This is a genomic window from Bradyrhizobium sp. WU425 (assembly GCF_021052305.1).
Taxonomy (GTDB): domain Bacteria; phylum Pseudomonadota; class Alphaproteobacteria; order Rhizobiales; family Xanthobacteraceae; genus Bradyrhizobium; species Bradyrhizobium canariense_D.
This window is the reverse complement of the sequence record NZ_CP088089.1, coordinates 1918098-1938251: the sequence shown is the minus strand read 5'-3', so window position 1 is coordinate 1938251 and position 20154 is coordinate 1918098. Positions and strand designations below refer to the sequence as shown.

Sequence of the window (20154 nt, the reverse complement as noted above, 5' to 3'; positions counted from 1 at the left end):
CGGAGAGAGCGCTCGTCGCTGCAATCGGATTTCGGGATGACTCCTGACATGATTCCCGCGCATCGGGTCGAGACCGCGGTCGCCACAGGCGACATCCTCGGCGAAACGCCATTGTGGTGCGACAGCTCCCGCAAGCTGTGGTGGGTCGACATCGACCGGCGGCTGCATCAATCCTTCGATCCGGCGACAGGCGCGCATCAGGTTATTCCGTACGCATGCAACTTCCTCGGCAGTCAGGCCTTGACGGCGGATGGCTCCCACCTGCTCGCGCAGGATCTGAGGCTTTATCGCCGCGCGTTCGATGACGATCCTCCAGGTCAGCTCTGCGAGGTCGAAAGCGGCCTCGACAATCGCCTGAACGACGGGCGCGTCGACGCGCGGGGCCGGCTGTGGATCGGCACCATGGACAACCAGCTGCATCGGCCGAACGGAGCGCTGTATCGGGTGGACGCGGACGGCCGGACAACGCGCATGTTCGGCGATGTCATCGTGACGAACGGCATCGCGTTCTCGCCCGACAATCGCACGCTCTACTTCACGGACACGAGGCGTTACCGCACCTGGCAGTTCGACTTCGATCTCGATGACGGCGCGATTAGCAACAGACGGCTGTTCGCGGATTACAGCGCCTCCGGCGAGAGGCCCGACGGCGCGTGCATCGACGCTGCGGGCGGACTGTGGACCGCATTCTTCTCCGGCGGCCGGGTGGTGCGCTATCGGCCGGACGGCCGGATCGATACCGTCATTCCGGTGCCGGCGACCAATCCGACCTGCGTATGCTTCGGCGGAGCCGATCTGAAGACCCTGTTCGTGACGACGGCGAGAAAGTTTCTTGATCGCGAGCAACTGGGCCGCGAACCCCAGGCGGGTCATGTTCTGGCCATTGATGGCATTGCACAGGGACTTCCAGAGCATCGCTTCGGCAATTCATCCTGAGCGCCTGCCACCGAGACGTCGCGGCACATGACGCGACCAGGCATTCAAACAGCGGACATGATTTCTCGTTCTCGCGGCGCGTTTCGCCCGAGCTTTGCTTCGTCACTCCGCCCTCATATCCAAGAGGGCGCAGGGAAGGCCGGGTGCCGGCTGGCACCCGCGGTCCGCTGCGCGAAAAGCACACGCAGGAAAACCGCACAGCAGCATACAGGTGTAGCCAATCACTCGGCCTTCCCTGCGCGACGGTTGGACGGCTTATGCCGTGCTCTCCCGGGAGCCGAGTTCTCTTTGGCCTCCCTCGCCTCGCGAATTTGGATGATGCTGTCTGCCCGGTTGGGCTCGCACACACCTCCGCGAAAGCTTGACGTAGCAACGACGGCCAGGACCACACGGTTTTGCCGTACGCACGGCCCGCCATTTCGCCGCAGTTTTTCCAGCCCTGTCGACGAAGCCGAAAACTTACAGGCGAGACGAAGCCTAGCAGCGCCGCTCGTCCGCACGCGGTTGCGGGCTCACAGGGTCTACCCGCCCTGCCCGCACCATCTCGTACCGACGCTGCCGCGTCCATCGCAAGCCCGGCTCGCAATCAAGACGACAACGAGATCGCCCCTCAAGGATGAGCGACACATACGCCGTTTCCGAATTTCGGTAAAGTGGAATATTTTTGCGGAGAGGGATTGACGGGAGAAGGGTGTGTTGCCCGACGGGCTGGGTTGCCGCTTCCCTAGAGCAAGGGATTGGCCGTTTTCCACAGAGGTCTAATCACCGCGGAGTGCCAGGGATTGCGTCACCGATACACGTTCTTATTTTGTTCGTTGGGTTAAGACTGCCCGCCATCTATTCCGGGCGCTTGACCGGGATCTAGCATCAATTTGCGGTGGACACCTGCGGGCGGTGTCGGAACTGTGTCGCGCCGTTCGTCTTGAGTCCAAGTCCCCTTATGGAGTTTTGCGTACCATGGCCCCCCGCGCGAACTGGAAAGGCTTTTTGCGTCTCTCGTTGGTCACCTGTCCCGTGGCGCTCTACCCAGCTACGTCGGAGAGCGAGAAGATCTCCTTCAACCAGCTCAACCGTCAGACCGGTCATCGGATCAAGTACCTGAAAGTCGACGCCGACACCGGCGACGAGGTGCCCAACGAGGACATCGTTAAGGGCTACCAGCTCGAGAAGGACCAGTTCATCGAGGTGACCAAGGAGGAGCTTGAGGAGATCGCGCTGGAATCCACGCGGACCATCGAGATCGATGAGTTCGTAGACAAGGCCGAGATCGATCCGCGCTACCTAATTCGCCCCTACTACATCCGTCCGGACGGAAAAGTCGGCCACGACGCCTTCGCGGTCATCCGCGAGACCATCCGCGAGATGAACAAGGTTGCGATCGGGCGCGTGGCGCTCACCAACCGAGAGCACATCATTGCGCTCGAGCCGATGGACAAGGGTCTGGTCGGCACCTTGCTGCGGTATCCCTACGAGGTTCGTAGCGAGCAGGAATACTTCGACGAGATCCAGGACGTCAAAGTGACGAAGGACATGCTCGATCTGGCCAGGCACATCGTGAACCAGAAGGCGGGATCATTCGAGCCGGAGAAGTTCGAGGACCATTATGAAAGCGCGCTGATCGAGCTCATCAACCAGAAGCGCACCGGCAAGCCGATCGTGCCGAAGGATCGGCCGAAAGGCGAGAACGTCGTCGATCTGATGGACGCGCTACGCAAGAGCGTCGGCGGGGCAGCAGCAAAGACCGAGGCTCCGAAAAAGCCTGCCAAGAAGACGAAGAAGGCTGCCGCGGCTCAGAAGGAGATGCTGATGCCGATCGCCGGTAAGAAGCTGGCTAAGGAAGCGGCGGCGAAGAAGCCGACAGCAGGGACGCGGCGGAAGTCGGCGTGAGATTGTGAAACATCCGGTGATACCCGATGGCAGTTTCGGACTGACATGGAAGAGGCCGCGCATGTCAAGGCTGAGCTGCGGCTCGGCACAGCGGGATGGAATGTTCCGCGAGTCTGCAAGGAAAGAGTTGGCGGGGTAGGTAGCCAGCTTGAACGCTACGCGCGGGTGTTGAACGCCACCGAGATCAACTCATCATTTCATAAGCCGCACCGGCGTTCGACCTATGAGAAATGGGCGAACGCGACGCCAGATGATTTCCGCTTTTCGGTAAAGGTGCCGAAGTCTGTTACTCACTCGTCACAGCTTGCGCAGGGTGAACTCGATCGGTTCATCGAAGAGAGCGCCGGACTTGGTGCGAAGCTCGGGGTTTTGCTCGTTCAGTTTGCGCCTCGCAAAATGTTCGTTGAGTCCGATGCGGAGTTCCTGTTCCGCGCGCTGCAGGAAAAGACCTCAGCCGCTCTCGCGTGCGAGCCGCGTCACGTCAGCTGGTTTACGCCCGAGGTCGGCGCCTGGCTCGGGGAACGTCGGATTGCCCGTGTCGCCGCGGATCCGGCGCGGGGGACCGATGCCGACCTGCCGGGCGGGTGGCCTAGTCTGCGCTATTTTCGATTGCATGGAGCGCCGCGCATTTACTACTCCGCGTACGACGGGGCGTTCCTGCGATCGCTGAAGCTGCGGCTCGGTGCTGCGTCGTCATCTAGTGAGACCTGGTGCATCTTCGACAACACCGCAGCCGGCGCAGCGATCGAGAACGCACTAGACTTGCTCGCTTGAAGGGCCTTTTGGCAATAGTCCGCTGATATCCGTTACGTCGTCCAAGTTTGCCAAAGGCGTTTGAGGCTCGCACGCCATTCGAGCGGCGCGACAGCGCAGGGGACCTAATCGGGACGTGGCGGGCACTCCGGGCACGTATCGCCGATCGAATGCAAAACCTCGCGCACTTGCCCGACGGCCTGATCCGCAGATAAGCCCTCGGGTGGCTCCTGCCTGGCTATATCCAATGCGTGCTCGCGTGCATGCGGGTCGGCCCGGTCCTTCGCCCAGCCATGCTCCTCGCATTCGTAGATGGCGCCCGCCTCCTGCAGCACGCTGAGCGCCCATCCGCGCAGCGTTCGGGTCGCCGGCCGTCTTTCCTTCGTCATCAGCATCGAGCTTGCTCCTGCCCGGACGAATCGTTGGCCCGTCTTCTCGTTCCGAGGCTAGCACGCAGCAGGGATTCGCAATCGGCAGAGCTGAGGTTTGTCCCCGTGTTCCGCGGCTCTGGCACAATCGCGTCGGCTGCAGCACGGCTCAGCCGTAGGGTTCTGCCCGCTGAGAAGCGGCCACGCTTCGACTCCGGGCGCTAAACCGCTAAATGTACCCCGCCGTCTTCCCCTCCGCAGCGCGTAGCTTCATGCTCGCCAGCTTGCGAATTGGTGGGACTAATGTGGTACCAAGAGAGTCCGAGGATCGCAGGTTAGCAGGAAGTGCCTGATTTTTTGGTAGCGGGAGAGGGACTCGAACCCCCGACCCCAGGATTATGATTCCCGTGCTCTAACCAGCTGAGCTACCCCGCCACAGGGTCGCGAGGGCCGAAACAAGCCGATCTCGCGAACGCGCGGCATATAAGGAAGGGGGCGGCGGGCTGTCAATCCGAGTTTGCTTCCGCTTTGGCTAAAGCTTCCGCCTTCGCCAAGGCGACGGCGCGACAAGTCCGCGGACAGGAATGGATGGGTGTGTTTTGGGGCCGAATCTCGGGCCAGATTCGTCATGGCCGGGCTTGTCCCGGCCGTCCACGACCTTTTCCCGGCCATCCACGACCTTTGCGGGCGGCCACAAAAACGTGGATGCCCGGGACGAGCCCGGGCATGACGACGAGATTGGGATGCGGAACAGGCTCCGCCTACGCCAAGGCTTCGGCGCGACGAGCTATTTCGGCCGCACCGTCGGGTCGCCGCCGGGGCTGCCGGGGGGCGGGATGACGGGCATGGCGCCGTTCGTGCTGGGCGCCGGGGCGTGCATCTCGGGATCTACGCCGGAGGGCGGGCAGAGCACGCCGTCCGATTTTGCCAATTTGTCGCCGAGCGGTTCCCGGGACTGGCCGGTGGTGGTGCCGTCGGCCGAGCGGTTCGGGCGATCCTGCGGCGTGCAATTGGTCGCGTGCTGCGGGGATGGCGGCGCGGTCGCTTGCGGCGGCGTCGCCGGGGCGGGCGGAGCCTGCGCGATCGCGCTGCCGGAGGCGGCGATCAGGAGGCTGGCCAGAATGATGTTTGATGTCGTGCGCATGGGAGGGAAACGCGCGGGTCAGCCCGCGTGTTCCGCACCCCCGATCACGATTTGAGGTAGCGGATCAGCGAAAAGTGGCCCATCGGCGGCATCGGGCGGCGCTCGGCAAGCGTAACGCCGCCGTGTTTTGCGGCCCAGTCGACCAAGCGCTGCCACGGAAATTCCGGGCGCCAGCCAAGGCGGCGAGCAAGCGGCGCAAACGCCAGCTCGGAGAGTTTGCGCAAACCCTTTTCGGCGCCGATGTGGTTGACGAGGATCAGCTCGCCGCCGGGTTTCAAGACGCGCACGAACTCGTCGAGCGTGCCTTCGGGATCGGGCACCGCGGTGATGACGTATTGCGCCACCACCGCGTCGAAGAAGTTTTCGGGGAAGGCGAGGTTCTTCGCATCCATCACCGAGAGCACCTCGACATTGCTCAAGCGCATCGCGCGCACGCGCGATTGCGCCTTGCGCAGCATCGGCTCGGAGATGTCGACCCCGCAAATCTTCGTGGTGCGCGCATAGTCGGAGAGCGACAGCCCGGTGCCGACGCCGACGTCGAGGATGCGGCCGCCGATGCGATCGGCCTCGGCGATGGTCGACTGCCGGCCGGCGTCGAACACCTTGCCGAACACGAGATCATAGACCGGCGCCCAGCGGCCATAGGCCTTCTCGACCCCGGCCCGCGAGATGTCTGCTGCCATGCCCCCTGCCCTGCCTAGATTCTTATTTTGCGCATGATCTGTTCGGAAAACCGCTGCACACTTTTCCGGATCATGCGCTTAGCCGCGGACCGCTTCTGCGAGCGGCCTCGTCGTGCTGCTTGCGGCCTTCGCGGCGGCGCTTTGAATGAAGCCGCCGCCGAGCACGCGGGCCTGGCCGCCAGGTGCGTCGTAGAACACGCAGGCCTGTCCCGGCGAAACGCCCTCTTCGCCGGCGACGAGCTCGACCTCGTAATGGCCGTTCGCGCCGCGCAGCCACGCCGGCTGGGGCGCGCGGGTCGAGCGCACGCGCACGAACATTTCGAGGCCATTGCCGATGGCGCGGTCGATGTCGCCATCGCCGATCCAGTTGACGTCGCGCAACACGATGCGGTGCATCTTCAGCGCCTCGCGCGGGCCGACGACGACGCGGCGGTTGGCGGCCTCCAGCCGCACCACGAACAGCGGCGCGGCGGCTGCGATGCCGAGGCCGCGGCGCTGGCCGATGGTGAAATTGGCGATGCCGTTGTGCCGGCCGAGCACGCGGCCGTCGAGATCGACGATGTCGCCGGGGTCCATCGCGTTCGGCCGCAGGCGGGTGATGATGTCGGTGTAGCGCCCGGTCGGCACGAAGCAGATGTCCTGGCTGTCGTGCTTGTCGGCGACGGCAAGACCGAAGCGCCGCGCCAGCTCGCGCGTCTCGGGCTTGGTCATGTCGCCGAGCGGAAAGCGCAGATAATCGAGCTGCTCCTGCGTGGTCGCGAACAGGAAGTAGCTCTGGTCGCGATCGGCGTCGGCGGCACACACCAGCGCGCGCGAGCCGTCGTCGCGGCGGCGCGAGGCAACGTAATGGCCGGTGGCAAGCGCGGTGGCGCCGAGCTCGCGCGCGGTCTTCAAGAGGTCGCGGAACTTGACCGAGCGGTTGCACTCGATGCACGGCACCGGCGTCTCGCCGAGCGCGTAGCTGTCGGCGAAATTGTCGATGACGGATTCGCGAAAGCGATCCTCGTAGTCGAGCACGTAATGGGGAATGCCGAGCTTGGCGGCGACGTCGCGGGCGTCATGGATGTCCTGGCCGGCGCAGCAGGCGCCCTTGCGATGGGTCGCCGCACCATGGTCATAGAGCTGCAGCGTGATGCCGACAACGTCGTAGCCTTCCGCCTTCAAAAGCGCAGCCGTCGTCGATGAATCGACGCCGCCTGACATGGCAACGACGACCCTGGTATCCTCAGGACGGCCTTCGAGATCCAGACTGTTGAGCATGGGCCTTAAAGCGTTGTGGACGGCGGCGCTGGGCGATCCGCTGGGTGCTTCCGGCGGGACAAAGGCAATCCCCGGGAACCGAGAGTTCCCGAAGGGCGCGGCCTGCCCGGTCGAAAGCGGTTGAGAGCTCTCTCTTTAATATAGGCGGCCTTCCGGTGAAGCAATCACGGACCCCGCAAGGTTTACGGCAATTCTTGCCGGGGAGGCAGAAATGGCGGGGCTTTGGGAGGCTCCGCGGCGGGGCGCGAATTCGTCAACGCATTGATTTGATTGGGTAAAATTCCTACCCACAAGGGTGGCCCGCTCCTTGCTACCTCTCATGGCGAAGATGTTTCCAAGGGGTTGCCTGTGGTCGGTCGAACGTCAGATGTCGTGGCAAGCGTGCAAGTCCCAAGCGCGCAGCAAAAGCCTGCCCGGTCGCAAGCGCCGAAAGACAGGTCCAACGACTCCTTTGGCTCGCTGGTGGACAGCAACACCCAGGCGATCAGCGACAGCGCGGCGTCCTCCGTGCAGGACTCCCCGCGCCGCACCGATTCCTCGTCCTCCGCCTCCGACAAGAGCCCGCGCGATCGCTCAGCGAGCGACCAGTCCTCGCAGAGCAAGGCCAGCGACGACGCCAACAATTCCGCGCCCGCCAAAAACGACATCAAGAACGACGCCAAGAGCGACGCCAAGAACGACTCGACGGCTGATGCGGCCAAGGCTGATAGCAAGACCAAGGACAAGCCGGAGGCGTCCGACGCCAAATCGGCCGACAAATCTGCGGACAAATCCGACGAGACCAATGCGGACAAGGCCGGCGGCATCGATGGCCTCGCCGCCGCCGTCGATACCGCCGCCGCCGCGCAAGTCGACGCGACGCAGGCCGCCGTACCCGATCCGAATGCACTCGTGGTCGCCGTGCCGGTCGATTCCAACGCGGCTGCAAACCAAGTGGCCGGCGCCGCCGCCTCGCCGCTGACGATTGCCGCCGCCGGCATCGCCGCCAGCGCATCTATCGCAGCGCAGATCGCCGGCACCAAGACCGATACCGCGACGCCGGGCGACAAGACCGCCAAGACCGCAAGCGCCAAGGTCGATGCCGACACCTCGGCAGTGCTGGCCGATGCCGCGACCGGGACCACCGATTCGACCGCGGCCGATGCCAAGACCAATGGCGGCCTGATCGCCGCCGTCGACCAGGGCACGCCAAAAACCTCGTTCAAGGCCGCAGTCACTGCGCAAGGCGCGAGCGACGTTTCCAATATCGGCCAGGACACCGGCAAGGCCAACGCCGCGCAGACCTCGGCGACGGCAGCGTCCGCCACCGCGGCGCATCCGCACGCCGACAAGCCGCCGATCGACGCGAACGCGGGCGACACCAAAGCTGGGACTTCCGACCGCACCGCCGATGCGGCACCGGCGACTGCGACACCGCATCCCCATGCGGGCACGCAGGCCGCTGTCCCCACCACCGACACCGGCGCGCAGGCGGCCTCGGCCGTGCAGGCGTCACTGACCAATACGACTTCGGCCGCGACCGCATCGACCGCGACGCTCACGGCGACCGCAGCCACCAATACGGCCATTCCGATCACCGGCGTGCCGATCGAAATTGCCGCCGCCGCACGCGCGGGCAAGACCCGGTTCGACATCAGCCTCGATCCGCTCGACCTCGGCCGCATCGACGTCCGCATCAATGTCGACCGCAACGGACAGGTCACCTCGCATCTCACCGTCGAGAAGCCGGAGACGCTGCAGATGCTGCGGCAAGACGCTCCCCAATTGCAGCGCGCGCTCGACGATGCCGGCCTGAAGACCGGCAGCAACGGGCTGTCCTTCAGTCTGCGCGACCAGAATTCATCGGGCCAGAACTCCGGCCAGAACAACGACAATGGCGGCAATGCCCGCCGGCTGATCGTCAGCGACGAGGACGCAGTTCCCGCGGCCCCGGTCGGGCGCAGCTACGGCCGCATGCTCGGATCGAGCAGCGGCGTCGACATCAGAGTGTGAGGAGTATTCGATCATGACCACCACGAATGCCGCCACCGCCCCGTCCGTCGTCTCGGGCACGACCGACCTGCCGAAATCCTCGTCGAACCCAAGCCTGGGCTCGACCACCGGCGCGACGCTCGCCGGCAACTTCCAGACCTTCCTGACGCTGCTGACGACGCAGCTACAGAACCAGAACCCGCTCGATCCGCTCGACACCAACCAGTTCACCCAGCAGCTGGTGCAGTTCGCCGGGGTCGAGCAGCAGCTCAAGACCAACGACTCGCTGTCCCAGCTCGTCACCCTGCAGCAGACCACGCAGGCGACCCAGGCGCTGGGCTTCGTCGGCAAGACCGCCCTGGTCGACGGCACCACCGGGACCATGACGAATTCGTCGGCGACCTGGCATCTCAACGTGCCGAGCGACGCCACCGTCGACATCACCATCGCCAATGCCAGCGGCCAGACCGTGTTCACCGGCAAATACACCGCCGGCGCCGGCACCGACGTTCCGTTCACCTGGAACGGCCAGGGCAATGACGGCACGCAATGGCCCGACGGCAAGTACACGATCTCGGCCACGGGCAAGGATGTCGCCAACAACAATGTCGGCATCGCTGCGCAGGTGCAGGGCACGGTGTCATCCGTCGACCTGACCCAGTCGCCGCCGCTGCTGACCATCGACGGCGCCAGCTACACGCTGAGCCAGGTCAAGAGCATCATCGCGACGACGAGTAATTAAAGGCGGAATGCCGCTGGATATTCGGTGTCGTCCTGGCGAAACCACCGAAGTCGTTTGGTTCGACGAAGTAACCCCGAGTCGTTGTAGCGACTCCTCCCTGGGGTAATGGGTCCTGGCGTTCGCCAGGACGACAATTGAGGCTCTGCGACACCCCGCGCAGGCCTCGTTTGTTAGTAAAGTATTTACGAACACCCCCTCGGCCCGCCTGGACGTACCGTCCCGCCGGCCGAGTCGGCTGCGTTCCAGCCATTTTCAACGAGAATTGTATTGAAGCCTTAGGCTTAGCGGATTTTTAAGCCGGCGCGCGTAGGGTTCCTGAGTGAGTTCAGTGGTTGAGAGTTTGTGAGTACGCCATGACAGAACCCCATCGCCCGAGGGTAAAATACGTCATCGGGCCGGACGGTAGTCCGTTGACGATTGCGGATCTGCCTGCACCCGGCACCAAACGCTGGGTCATCCGCCGCAAGGCCGAGGTCGTCGCCGCAGTCCGTGGTGGTCTTCTCTCCCTCGAGGAGGCCTGCAGCCGTTATACGCTGACGGTTGACGAATTCCTCTCCTGGCAGTTTTCGATCGACCAGCATGGTCTGGCGGGACTTCGCACCACCCGTATCCAACAATATCGCCAGTAGGCAATCCGGAAATCTGCGGCTTTTGACTAAAATCGGCCTCGCCTTGCGAGGCCGATTTTTTTCATGCTCCGTTTTGGCGCGACTTTTGTCGCAGCTCTTAACCTTCGTTAACCATATCGAAACCATCACCTAGGCAATAATTGCCCAGTCGGCCTTTCCTGTGAAAGCAGCCGAATCTGTCGGGGCGGTTGCTTGCAAGGTCTTGCGGACTTTCTGAAGGGTATCGGAGCCGCCCGGTTCGGGGCGATGATCGCGGTCACCGCCGCGCTCGTCGGCTTTTTCGCGTTCGTCATCATGCGCGTCACCACGCCGCAGATGACGACGCTGTTCACCGACCTGAGCGTCGAGGACTCCTCGGGCATCATCAAGGACCTGGAGCGCCAGGGCATCCAGTTCGAGCTGCGCAACGAGGGCACCATCATCATGGTGCCCAAGGACAAGGTCACCCGGCTGCGGATGAAGCTCGCCGAGGGCGGCCTGCCCAAGGGCGGCGGCGTCGGCTACGAGGTGTTCGACAAGTCGGATGCGCTCGGCACCACCTCTTTCGTCCAGAACATCAACCATCTCCGCGCGCTGGAAGGCGAGCTCGCCCGCACCATCCGCGCCATCGACCGCATCCAGGCCGCCCGCGTCCATTTGGTGCTGCCCGAGCGCCCGCTGTTCTCGCGCGAGGCGCCGGAGCCGTCGGCCTCGATCGTGGTGCGGGTCCGCGGCGCGCTGGAAGCCCAGCAGATCCGCGCCATCCGCCACCTCGTCGCCTCGGCCGTGAACGGGCTGAAGCCGCAGCGGGTCTCGATCGTCGACGAGACCGGGCAGCTGCTCGCCGACGGCGCCCAGACCGATCCGGACCAGCAGATCGGCGACGAGCGCCGCACCGCCTTCGAGAAGCGGATGCGCAAGCAGGTCGAGGACATCGTCTCCTCCGTGGTGGGCACGGGACGCGCCCGGGTCCAGCTCTCCGCCGATTTCGACTTCAACAAGGTCACCCAGACCTCGGACAAGTACGATCCCGAAGGCCGCGTGCTGCGCTCGAGCCAGACCCGCGAAGAGCAGAGCATGACCGCCGACAACAACGGCCAGGTCACCGTCAACAACGAGTTGCCGGGCAACCAGCAGAACGGCGGCGTCGCGGCCAAGGACCAGAGCAAGAAGAGCGAAGAGACCAACAATTACGAGATCTCCCGCACCACCAAGACCGAAGTGACCGAGGCCGGCCGGGTTAACCGCATCTCGGTCGCGGTGCTGGTCGACGGCATCTACTCCAAGAACGAGAAGGGCGATCTGGCCTACCAGGACCGCACCAAGGAGCAGCTCGACCGCATCGCCACGCTGGTGCGCTCGGCGATCGGCTTCGACCAGAAGCGCGGCGACCAGGTCGAGGTGGTCAATCTGCGCTTTGCCGATGCCCCCTCCACCCCCCCGATCGCCGAGCCGAGCGGCTTACTCGGCATGCTCCAGTTCACCAAGGACGACGTCATGTACTTCGTCGAGCTCGGCGTGATGATGCTGCTCGGCCTGGTCGTGCTGTTCCTGGTGGTCCGGCCGCTGGTCAAGCGCATCCTGGCATCCGACGAAGTCGCAGCCGCCATCTCCGGCGCCCTCACCGGTCCGGCGAGCGACGAGGCCGCGCCTGCCAGCCAGGCGCTCTTGCCGAGCGGCGCCGCGAGCGCGATCGACGTCGCCACGGTCCAGGGCCAGGTCCATGCCCAATCCGTCCATCGCGTCGGCGAACTCGCCGAGCGCAATCCCAACGAGACCGTCGCCATCATCCGCCAATGGCTGACCGAACCCACGAAATAATCGAGAAGTGATCTGATATGGCCGCCGCCCTGCAAAACGCCAATTCCAACGACATCACCAGCGTGATCTCCACGCTCGGTCAGCGTGCGGGCAGCCGCGGAGGCGCGAAGACCGAAGCGGTGGCGGGGCCGAAGCGCGCCGCGATCCTGATGCTGGCGCTCGGCGAGCAATATGGCGGCAAGATCTGGTCGCTGCTCGACGACGACGAGGTGCGCCAGCTCTCCCTGGAAATGTCGACGCTCGGCACTGTCGAGGTCGACACCGTGGAGGACATGCTGCTCGAATTCGTCTCGCGGATGTCGGCCTCCGGCGCGCTGATGGGCAATTTCGACGCCACCGAACGGCTGCTCCAGCAATACCTGGCACCCGAGCGCGTCAACGGCATCATGGACGAAATCCGCGGCCCCGCCGGCCGCAACATGTGGGAGAAGCTCTCCAACGTGCAGGAAGAGGTGCTCGCCAACTATCTCAAGAACGAATATCCGCAGACTATCGCGGTGGTGCTGTCGAAGCTGAAGCCGGAACACGCCGCGCGCGTGCTCGGCATCTTCCCGGAGGACCTGGCGCTCGACGTCGTCAACCGCATGCTGAAGATGGAGGCGGTGCAGAAGGAGGTGATCGAGAGCGTGGAGAAGACGCTGCGCACCGAATTCATGTCCAATTTGTCACAGACCCGCCGACGCGACGCCCACGAGGTGATGGCGGAAATCTTCAACAATTTCGACCGCCAGACCGAAACCCGCTTCATCACCTCGCTGGAAGAGGACAATCGCGAATCGGCCGAGCGCATCAAGGCGCTGATGTTCACCTTCGACGACCTCGTGAAGCTCGACTCCGGCTCCGCCCAGACCCTGATGCGCAATGTCGACAAGGACAAGCTCGGCGTCGCGCTCAAGAGCGCCAACGAGGACGTCCGCAACTTCTTCTTCGGCAACATGTCCTCGCGTGCGGCAAAAATGCTCCAGGACGACATGGCGGCGATGGGCCCGGTCCGCCTGCGCGACGTCGACGAGGCTCAGGCGCTGCTGGTCAACCTCGCCAAGGATCTCGCCGCCAAGGGCGAGATCATGCTGACCAAGAACCGCGCCGACGACGAGCTGGTGTATTGATGGCCGCTCCGGCAAAATTCCTGTTCGACAACGACTTCGCCGCGCCCGACCGGACGCGCGAGAAGGCCGCAACCGCGGCCGAGATCGCCCAGAAGGTCGCGGAAGCCGAGGCGCGCGCCTATCAGGACGGCTTCGCCGCCGGCCAGCGCGAGGCCAAGGCCGAGAGCGACCGCCGTGTCGCGCTCGCCATGGAAGAGATCAACATCGCCATCCGCGGCATCGCTTCGGGCATCGGCAACATCGAATCCAAGATGGAAACCGAGGCGGTCGACGTCGCGGTCGCGGTGGCGCGCAAGCTGTGCGCCGATCTGGTCGCCGCCGAGCCGCTCGGCGAGATCGTCGCGCTGGTCAAGGACTGCTTCTCGCATCTGGTCGCGACGCCGCATCTCGTCGTCCGCATCAACGACGCGCTCTACGATTCCGCGCGCGAGAACATCGAGCGCCTGGCCAGGCAGAACGGCTTCGAAGGCCGGCTGGTGATTCTGGCCGAACCCGAGATTGCCACCGGCGACTGCCGGATCGAATGGGCCGATGGCGGCGTCGTGCTGGAGCGCGCCGCCATCACGGCCAAGATCGACGAAATGGTGGGACGCTATGTTGCGTCCCGCAGGGGGAGTTAAGCCATGAGCGACACTGACGGACAGGTCCCGCTGCCCGATCTCAACGGCCCGATGCCGCCTACCGGCACCGACGTCGGCTACAACGAGGACGAATACGCGACGCGCGCCGCCGCCGACCTCGAGGCCGTGTTCGACGTTCCGGTGCAGGTCTCGGCCGTGCTCGGCCGCTCCAAGATGGACGTCAGCGAGCTGTTGAAGCTCGGACCCGGGACCGTGCTCGAGCTCGACCGGCGCGTCGGCGAGGCCATCGACATCTATGTCAACAACAAGCTGGTCGCCCGCGGCGAAGTGGTCCTGGTCGAGGACAAGCTCGGCGTGACCATGACCGAAATCATCAAGACTGAACGCGCCTAAAGCGGCGACGCGCGGCAGCGCGACCAGACGGACAGGAGACTGATATGCGGCTTCTCATCGTTGGCACATTGAAGGGCCAGCTCACCACCGCCACCAAGATCGCGATGGCGAACGGCGCCACCGTGACCCACGCCGAGGATAACGAACAGGCAATGCGCGTGCTGCGCGGCGGCAAGGGTGCCGACCTGCTGCTGGTCGACGTCGCCCTCGACATCCGCGATCTCGTGATGCGGCTCGAGGCCGAGCACATCCACGCGCCGATCGTCGCCTGCGGCATCACCAACGACGCCCGCGCCGCGGTCGCCGCGATCCACGCCGGCGCCAAGGAATACATCCCGCTGCCGCCGGACCCGGAACTGATCGCGGCGGTGCTGGCTGCCGTCGCCAACGATTCCCGCGAGCTGGTCTATCGCGACGAGGCGATGGCCAAGGTGATCAAGCTCGCCCAGCAGATCGCAGGCTCGGACGCTTCGGTGATGATCACCGGCGAATCCGGGACAGGCAAGGAAGTGCTGGCTCGCTACGTCCACACCCGCTCGGCCCGTGCCAAGCGCCCGTTTATCTCGATCAACTGCGCCGCGATCCCCGAGCATCTGCTGGAGTCCGAGCTGTTCGGCCACGAGAAGGGCGCCTTCACCGGCGCAATCGCCCGCCGCATCGGCAAGTTCGAGGAGGCAACCGGCGGCACGCTGCTGCTCGACGAAATCTCGGAGATGGACGTCCGCCTGCAATCCAAACTGCTCCGCGCCATCCAGGAGCGCGTGATCGACCGTGTCGGCGGCACCAAGCCCGTCCCGGTGGACATCCGCATCATCGCGACCTCGAACCGCAACCTGGTCGACGCGGTGCGCGAAGGCACGTTCCGCGAGGACCTCTTGTTCCGGCTCAACGTCGTGAACCTGAAGATTCCGCCCCTGCGCGAGCGTCCCGCCGACATTCTCGAGCTCGCCCAGCACTTCGTGAAGAAATACGCCGAAGCCAACGGCGTGCCGATGCGCCCGATCTCGGCGGAAGCGCGCCGGGTGCTCTCCACCAACCGCTGGCAGGGCAACGTCCGCGAACTCGAAAACACCATGCACCGGTCGGTCCTGATGGCGCAGGGCGACGAGATCGGCGCCGATGCGATCCTCACGCCCGACGGCGACCGCCTCGACCTCGCCAAAACCGTGCCGGCCGTGGCCCATGCCACCATGGCCGCCGAGCAGGTGACGCGGGCCCTGGTTGGCCGCACCGTCGCCGACGTCGAGCGTGACCTGATCCTGGAGACGCTGAAGCACTGCCTCGGCAACCGGACCCATGCCGCCAATATCCTGGGCATCTCGATCCGTACGCTGCGCAACAAGCTCAACGAATATTCCGACGGCGGCATTCCGATCACGCCAGCGGGAACGCCGGGTGAATATCCACGCATGCCGATGGTGGGGGCGTAGGCGCTCTTCGCTGACTGAGAGAAACGAATGCCCGGGCTGGTCCCGGGCATTTTTCTTTGAGAAGAACGCAAAGCAGTCACCACAATCCGTGGCTTCCGGCGAAAGTCAGGATCCATTACTCAGTGCGAACGGTAAGCCACGCCGACCCATTCGGAGCTACTCTTCCGCCGCGTGAAGCAGTTCACAATCAAACCACAACAAGATGGTTAAAGTCCTCGAGCCGCGCGACGTGATGTCGGGCAGAGCCGCATTGGTCTCGCGAAACGTCCTTTACATCGAAAGGGCATCCCATGAAGAACTCGTCGTGGACCATCTTCCGCCTCTCATTGATTGTAACGCTGCTCGCAGCGTCGGCGCCGCTTGCGCGCGCCGACGTGATCATGGATTGGAATGCAAAGGCCGACGCGATCGCCACTGAAAAGCAAATCCTTCCAGCGCCCCACAGCCGTGCCTTGTCTATGATGCACGTCGCGACGTTCGAGGCGGTCAACGCGATCGATCGCCGGTACGCGCCTTACAAGCTTGCCCTATCCGCGGATCGTTCGACGTCGCGGGAAGCTGCGGCCGCAGTTGCGGCTCACGACGTGCTGCTGTCGCTCTATCCGGACCTCAAGCCGGAGCTGGATGCGGCGCTGACGAGTTCTCTGGTGCCGATCGCCGACGGCGAGTCCAAGATCGCGGGCATCGGCCTCGGCAAGGAGGCCGCGATGCAGATCATCGCGCTTCGTGAGAACGATGGCAGCGCCGCCCTTGAAACTTACCGGCCCCTGACAACGGCGGGTGCCTACGTTCCGACGACCGTCCCGCTGTTCTCGATCGCGGGCGCGACGACGCCCTGGGTCATGACGTCCGGATCTCAGTATCGCCCCGGCCCGCCGCCGGCGCTCGGTTCAGAGCTGTGGACCCGGGACGTCAACGAAATCCGCGAGGTCGGCAGCCGAACAAGTGTGATCCGGACGCCCGAGCAAACCACGGTCGGTCGATTTTGGTTCTTTGTCGGTGCCCGCACCTACAATCCGATCGTGAGGCAGGCGGCAACGGCCAAGGGCATGGATCTCGTCGACTGCGCCCGGCTGTACGCGCTGACGTCAATTGCCGGCAACGACGCCTTCGTTGCCGTTTTCGACGCGAAGTACCACTACAATTTCTGGCGGCCGATCACGGCCATACGCAACGCCGACCTGACATCGAACGCAGCGACGCCTCGCGACGCATCCTGGCTGCCGCTGGGGGACACGCCGATGCATCCGGAATATCCCTGTGCTCACTGCATTACGTCGGCAGCGATTTCGACCGTGCTCCAGACCATCGTTGGAGATTTCGGCGAGTTCTCGGTGACCAGCCCCACGGCACCAGGCGTCACCCGCAAATGGACGCGGCTCCAGGACTATAGCGACGAAGTCTCCAACGCCCGTATCTGGGCCGGCTTTCACTATCGGTTCTCGACCGAGATCGGCAAGGAGATGGGCCGGAAGATCGGCGCGCTGACCGTCGCCACGCAGCTTCGCGGCGTGGAAGCGATGGCGGAGCCGAGGCGTTAGCCGGTTGCCACACGCTCAACTTCGTTCTGGCGAAAGCCGGGACGACGTGGAAGGCACGGTGCGTCCAATTCCGTGGACCGGCGACATGGCCGCACCGCGTTCTCCGACTAGGTCACACCGGCGCCAGGCCCTATAAGCCCGCGTGAGAACCACGCGAGGGTCAACATGTCTCAAGCTCAAATCACGGACTGGCTGGCGACGCAGCGGCAGGCGATGATCGACCTGCTGCGCGATGTCGTGAACATCGATTCCGGGTCGTATGACAAGGAAGGCGTCGATGCGGTCGGGGCGCGGTTCGAGCGGCATTTCGCCGAGCATGGCATTCCGTTCCGGCGCGAAAGCCATGCCACATTCGGCGATGCCATCCATGCCGAAGTCGCAAAGCCCGGCAGCAACGAGAAGCCGGTGCTGTTGATGGGACATCGCGACACCGTGTTCGGCAAGGGCGAGGCCGCGCGGCGTCCGTTCACGATTCAAGACAAGCGCGCCTATGGTCCTGGTGTTGCCGACATGAAGTCCGGCGTCGTCATGAACATATTCGTCGCAACCGCGTTCCACAAATTCGGCGGCAACCCGCACCCGATCAAGCTGCTGATCACCTCGGACGAGGAGATCGGCTCGCCCTCCTCGCGGCCGGTGATCGAGCGCGAAGGGCGCGCCGCGCGCGCCGTGTTCAATTCCGAGCCGGGCCGCCCGACCGGCAATATCGTCACGGGGCGCAAGGGCGGCATCTTCATGCATGTCGCGATCACCGGCAAAGCCGCGCATTCCGGCGCCAATTTCGCCGCCGGCGTCAGCGCGATCGGCGAGCTCGCGCACAAGATCGTCCATATCCACGCGCTGACTGATCTCGACAAGGGCATCACGCTCAATGTCGGCCTCGTCTCGGGCGGGCAGTCCGTCAACACGACGGCGCCTTACGCCGAAGGACAGATCGACCTGCGCTACGTCGATCCGGCGGACCGCGCGAGGGTGATGGCCGCGATCGAGACCATCATCGCGACGTCCTACGTTCCTGGCACCAGCGCGACGCTGACGGTCAAAGGCGAGTTCGTGCCGGTGGTACAGAGCGCCGATTCAAGGGCGCTGTTCGAGAACTATCAGGCCGCCGCAAGGCAGGCCGGCCTCACCACGCTCCAGGGCGAGTTCTCCGGCGGCTGCGCCGATTCCGGCTTCACCGCCGCGGTCGGGACACCGACCATCTGCGGGCTCGGCCCGGTCGGCGGGCTCGCGCACTCGCCGGAGGAATATCTCGAGCTCGACAGCATCGTGCCGCGCGCACAGGCGCTGGCGCTGGCGATCTTGCGGGGGTAAAAACAGGTGCCGCGCCCGCCCGCGAAAACCTCACGAATAGCTCGGCGCATCCGGCCTGCGGAAGATCTGGATGGGGTCGCCCGGCACGATCGGATGGCCGCTGAACATCGCATAGGCATAGAGCGCGAGATAGGCGATCGCGAGCGCGCCGACCGCATAGAAGGCCCAGGTCGCGACGCGTTTCATCATTGCGCTCCATTGCTGTCCCGGCGGGAGGCTCAGGCAGCGCTTCTAGAGCGATGAGGAGGAAAACGCCAGCCTGCACGGCCTGTCGCCGGCGGCGATCAAATGCCGCGCCGGACCTGGGTGGGAACGCTGACGTCCGCAAGCCGGAGTGCGTCTTCGTCCTGATCCACCGCCACGTACTGGCCGTGCCAATAGGCCAGCGCAGCGTTGCGGGTCGAATTCCTGACGTCTCTGACACGCCCGATGATGATCCCGTGCGAATGGCGCTCGAAGATCTCCTCGACCTCGCAATCGACGGCGGACAATGCGCCAACCAGCAGCGGAACACCCGAGACCGCCGTCACCCATCTGGCGCCCGCGAAACGATCGGCACCCTTGAGCCCGCCCTTGCCGGCAAAGCGCTCGGCGATGTCGAGCTGATCGGCCGCGAGGATGTTCACGCCGAAGGCGCCGTGGCGCCGGATCAGCGGGAAGGAGGAGGCGTCGCGGTTGATGCTGACGATCAGCGTCGGCGGATCGACCGAGAACGAGCTGACCGAGGTGACGGTCATGCCGGTGATGTCCTTGCCCCGTCCGGCGGTGATGACGCTGACGCCGCCGGTAAGGTGGCGCATGGCGCCGCGGAAATCGGCGGAGGAGACGGCATTTTCGGTCATGAGATCGCGGGGCACTACATTCATGGCTTCGTCCCCAAGCGGGGTCCCTGTCTATCTAGGTACGATCGTCCGCCGACAAAAGGTGGCTCAGGATCGAGCCTTCGAGACCCGCGAGCTCGGCCGAGCCGCGTTCGCGCGGTCGGGCCGTGTTAACCACAACGTCGTGGGCGATCCGCCCTTCCTCGATCACCAGCACCCGGTCGGCCAGCGCGACCGCCTCGGCGACATCGTGGGTCACCAGGATCGCGGTAAAGCCCTGGTCGCGCCAGACGCGCTCCAACAACCGCTGCATCGAGATGCGGGTCAACGCGTCCAGCGCGCCAAGCGGCTCGTCGAAGGCGAGCACACGGGGACGCGAGACCAACGCGCGGGCAAGAGCTACGCGCTGCTTCTGGCCGCCCGACAGTACCGAGGGCCACTGGTCGCGCTTGTCGGTCAGTCCGACTTCGGTCAACGCCTTATCGGCGCGTGTATGCGCATCACTGGATGAACGATCGCGACCGAGGCCGACCTCGACATTGGAGAGAACGCGGGCCCAAGGCAACAGCCGCGGCTCCTGGAACATCACGCGAATATCCTCGGGCTTCACGGCGTCGCCGAGCGAGATACTGCCGGCGTCGAACTTCTCCAGGCCCGCGATGAGGCGCAGCAGCGTGCTCTTGCCGCAGCCGCTTTTTCCGACGATGGCGACGAACTGGCCGGCGGGGATGTGCAGGTCGATGCCGCGCAGCACCTCGTTGTCGCCGTAGGATTTGCGCAGGCCACGGATGC

The 20154-nt window shown here is 64.6% G+C and carries 19 protein-coding genes, 1 tRNA gene and 1 pseudogene; 13 read left to right on the top strand and 8 right to left on the bottom strand.

The window, feature by feature from the left end:
- The first annotated feature begins 36 nt into the window (after window positions 1–36).
- The 3 genes from BcanWU425_RS09290 to BcanWU425_RS09280 all read left to right on the top strand — a co-directional run bounded on the left by BcanWU425_RS09290 (window position 37) and on the right by BcanWU425_RS09280 (window position 3597).
- On the top strand, window positions 37–936 hold the full coding sequence (locus BcanWU425_RS09290) for an SMP-30/gluconolactonase/LRE family protein (protein WP_204512182.1): 900 nt from the start codon (window positions 37–39) through the stop codon (window positions 934–936).
- A 957-nt stretch (window positions 937–1893) separates the two neighbouring features.
- Window positions 1894–2823, top strand: coding sequence for a non-homologous end joining protein Ku (gene ku / locus BcanWU425_RS09285; RefSeq protein WP_204512183.1), 930 nt, complete (start codon window positions 1894–1896; stop codon window positions 2821–2823).
- Window positions 2824–2868: 45 nt separating this feature from the next.
- Window positions 2869–3597: a DUF72 domain-containing protein gene (locus tag BcanWU425_RS09280; protein ID WP_018453911.1), complete on the top strand. Its 729-nt coding sequence runs from the start codon at window positions 2869–2871 to the stop codon at window positions 3595–3597.
- A gap of 104 nt (window positions 3598–3701) precedes the next feature.
- Here the strand turns inward: BcanWU425_RS09280 and BcanWU425_RS09275 are convergent, their stop codons facing one another.
- From BcanWU425_RS09275 to mnmA, 5 genes are all read right to left on the bottom strand, one after another.
- Window positions 3702–3971 carry a hypothetical protein gene (locus BcanWU425_RS09275; RefSeq protein ID WP_204512184.1) on the bottom strand — a complete coding sequence of 90 codons (270 nt, stop codon included), beginning with the start codon at window positions 3969–3971 and terminating at the stop codon, window positions 3702–3704.
- Window positions 3972–4302: 331 nt separating this feature from the next.
- Window positions 4303–4379 (bottom strand) — tRNA-Met (locus BcanWU425_RS09270).
- Between the two features lie 352 nt (window positions 4380–4731).
- Complete coding sequence (locus BcanWU425_RS09265; protein WP_063994841.1) at window positions 4732–5088, bottom strand: hypothetical protein; 357 nt, start codon at window positions 5086–5088, stop codon at window positions 4732–4734.
- A 44-nt stretch (window positions 5089–5132) separates the two neighbouring features.
- On the bottom strand, window positions 5133–5771 hold the full coding sequence (locus BcanWU425_RS09260; RefSeq protein WP_204512185.1) for a class I SAM-dependent methyltransferase: 639 nt from the start codon (window positions 5769–5771) through the stop codon (window positions 5133–5135).
- A gap of 78 nt (window positions 5772–5849) precedes the next feature.
- Entirely contained in the window at window positions 5850–7031 is a 1182-nt protein-coding gene (mnmA, locus tag BcanWU425_RS09255; RefSeq protein ID WP_018453891.1) for a tRNA 2-thiouridine(34) synthase MnmA, read from the bottom strand.
- Between the two features lie 348 nt (window positions 7032–7379).
- Between mnmA and BcanWU425_RS09250 the strand changes: the two genes are divergently transcribed.
- The 10 genes from BcanWU425_RS09250 to BcanWU425_RS09205 all read left to right on the top strand — a co-directional run bounded on the left by BcanWU425_RS09250 (window position 7380) and on the right by BcanWU425_RS09205 (window position 18541).
- Window positions 7380–9023: a flagellar hook-length control protein FliK gene (locus BcanWU425_RS09250; protein WP_204512186.1), complete on the top strand. Its 1644-nt coding sequence runs from the start codon at window positions 7380–7382 to the stop codon at window positions 9021–9023.
- A gap of 13 nt (window positions 9024–9036) precedes the next feature.
- Complete coding sequence (locus tag BcanWU425_RS09245) at window positions 9037–9744, top strand: flagellar hook assembly protein FlgD (RefSeq protein ID WP_085349195.1); 708 nt, start codon at window positions 9037–9039, stop codon at window positions 9742–9744.
- Window positions 9745–10097: 353 nt separating this feature from the next.
- Window positions 10098–10373, top strand: coding sequence for a CtrA inhibitor SciP (sciP, locus tag BcanWU425_RS09240; protein ID WP_002714638.1), 276 nt, complete (start codon window positions 10098–10100; stop codon window positions 10371–10373).
- A 192-nt stretch (window positions 10374–10565) separates the two neighbouring features.
- A complete protein-coding gene (gene fliF / locus BcanWU425_RS09235; protein WP_085349194.1) occupies window positions 10566–12173 on the top strand; it encodes a flagellar basal-body MS-ring/collar protein FliF in 1608 nt (535 codons plus the stop codon).
- A gap of 17 nt (window positions 12174–12190) precedes the next feature.
- Complete coding sequence (fliG, locus tag BcanWU425_RS09230) at window positions 12191–13282, top strand: flagellar motor switch protein FliG (RefSeq protein WP_018453886.1); 1092 nt, start codon at window positions 12191–12193, stop codon at window positions 13280–13282.
- A complete protein-coding gene (locus tag BcanWU425_RS09225; RefSeq protein ID WP_018453885.1) occupies window positions 13282–13902 on the top strand; it encodes a FliH/SctL family protein in 621 nt (206 codons plus the stop codon). Before fliG ends, BcanWU425_RS09225 begins: the two co-directional genes overlap by 1 nt.
- A gap of 3 nt (window positions 13903–13905) precedes the next feature.
- The gene (gene fliN, locus BcanWU425_RS09220; RefSeq protein WP_007596160.1) at window positions 13906–14256 is read left to right on the top strand and encodes a flagellar motor switch protein FliN; all 351 of its coding nucleotides are present in this window, start codon (window positions 13906–13908) and stop codon (window positions 14254–14256) included.
- A 44-nt stretch (window positions 14257–14300) separates the two neighbouring features.
- On the top strand, window positions 14301–15686 hold the full coding sequence (flbD, locus tag BcanWU425_RS09215; RefSeq protein ID WP_026232617.1) for a sigma-54-dependent transcriptional regulator FlbD: 1386 nt from the start codon (window positions 14301–14303) through the stop codon (window positions 15684–15686).
- Between the two features lie 290 nt (window positions 15687–15976).
- Entirely contained in the window at window positions 15977–17227 is a 1251-nt protein-coding gene (locus tag BcanWU425_RS09210; protein WP_204512188.1) for a vanadium-dependent haloperoxidase, read from the top strand.
- 165 nt (window positions 17228–17392) lie between these two features.
- Window positions 17393–18541 carry a M20 family metallopeptidase gene (locus tag BcanWU425_RS09205; protein ID WP_085349193.1) on the top strand — a complete coding sequence of 383 codons (1149 nt, stop codon included), beginning with the start codon at window positions 17393–17395 and terminating at the stop codon, window positions 18539–18541.
- Between the two features lie 30 nt (window positions 18542–18571).
- On the opposite strand, the gene BcanWU425_RS09200 is transcribed toward BcanWU425_RS09205, so the two are convergent.
- The 3 genes and pseudogenes from BcanWU425_RS09200 to BcanWU425_RS09190 form a co-directional block, all read right to left on the bottom strand.
- Window positions 18572–18727, bottom strand: coding sequence for a hypothetical protein (locus BcanWU425_RS09200; RefSeq protein WP_007596165.1), 156 nt, complete (start codon window positions 18725–18727; stop codon window positions 18572–18574).
- Window positions 18728–18825: 98 nt separating this feature from the next.
- Window positions 18826–19407, bottom strand: coding sequence for a flavin reductase family protein (locus BcanWU425_RS09195; protein WP_026232615.1), 582 nt, complete (start codon window positions 19405–19407; stop codon window positions 18826–18828).
- 31 nt (window positions 19408–19438) lie between these two features.
- Window positions 19439–20074 (bottom strand): annotated as a pseudogene (locus BcanWU425_RS09190) (ABC transporter ATP-binding protein); the annotation flags it as partial.
- Window positions 20075–20154: the final 80 nt, after the last annotated feature.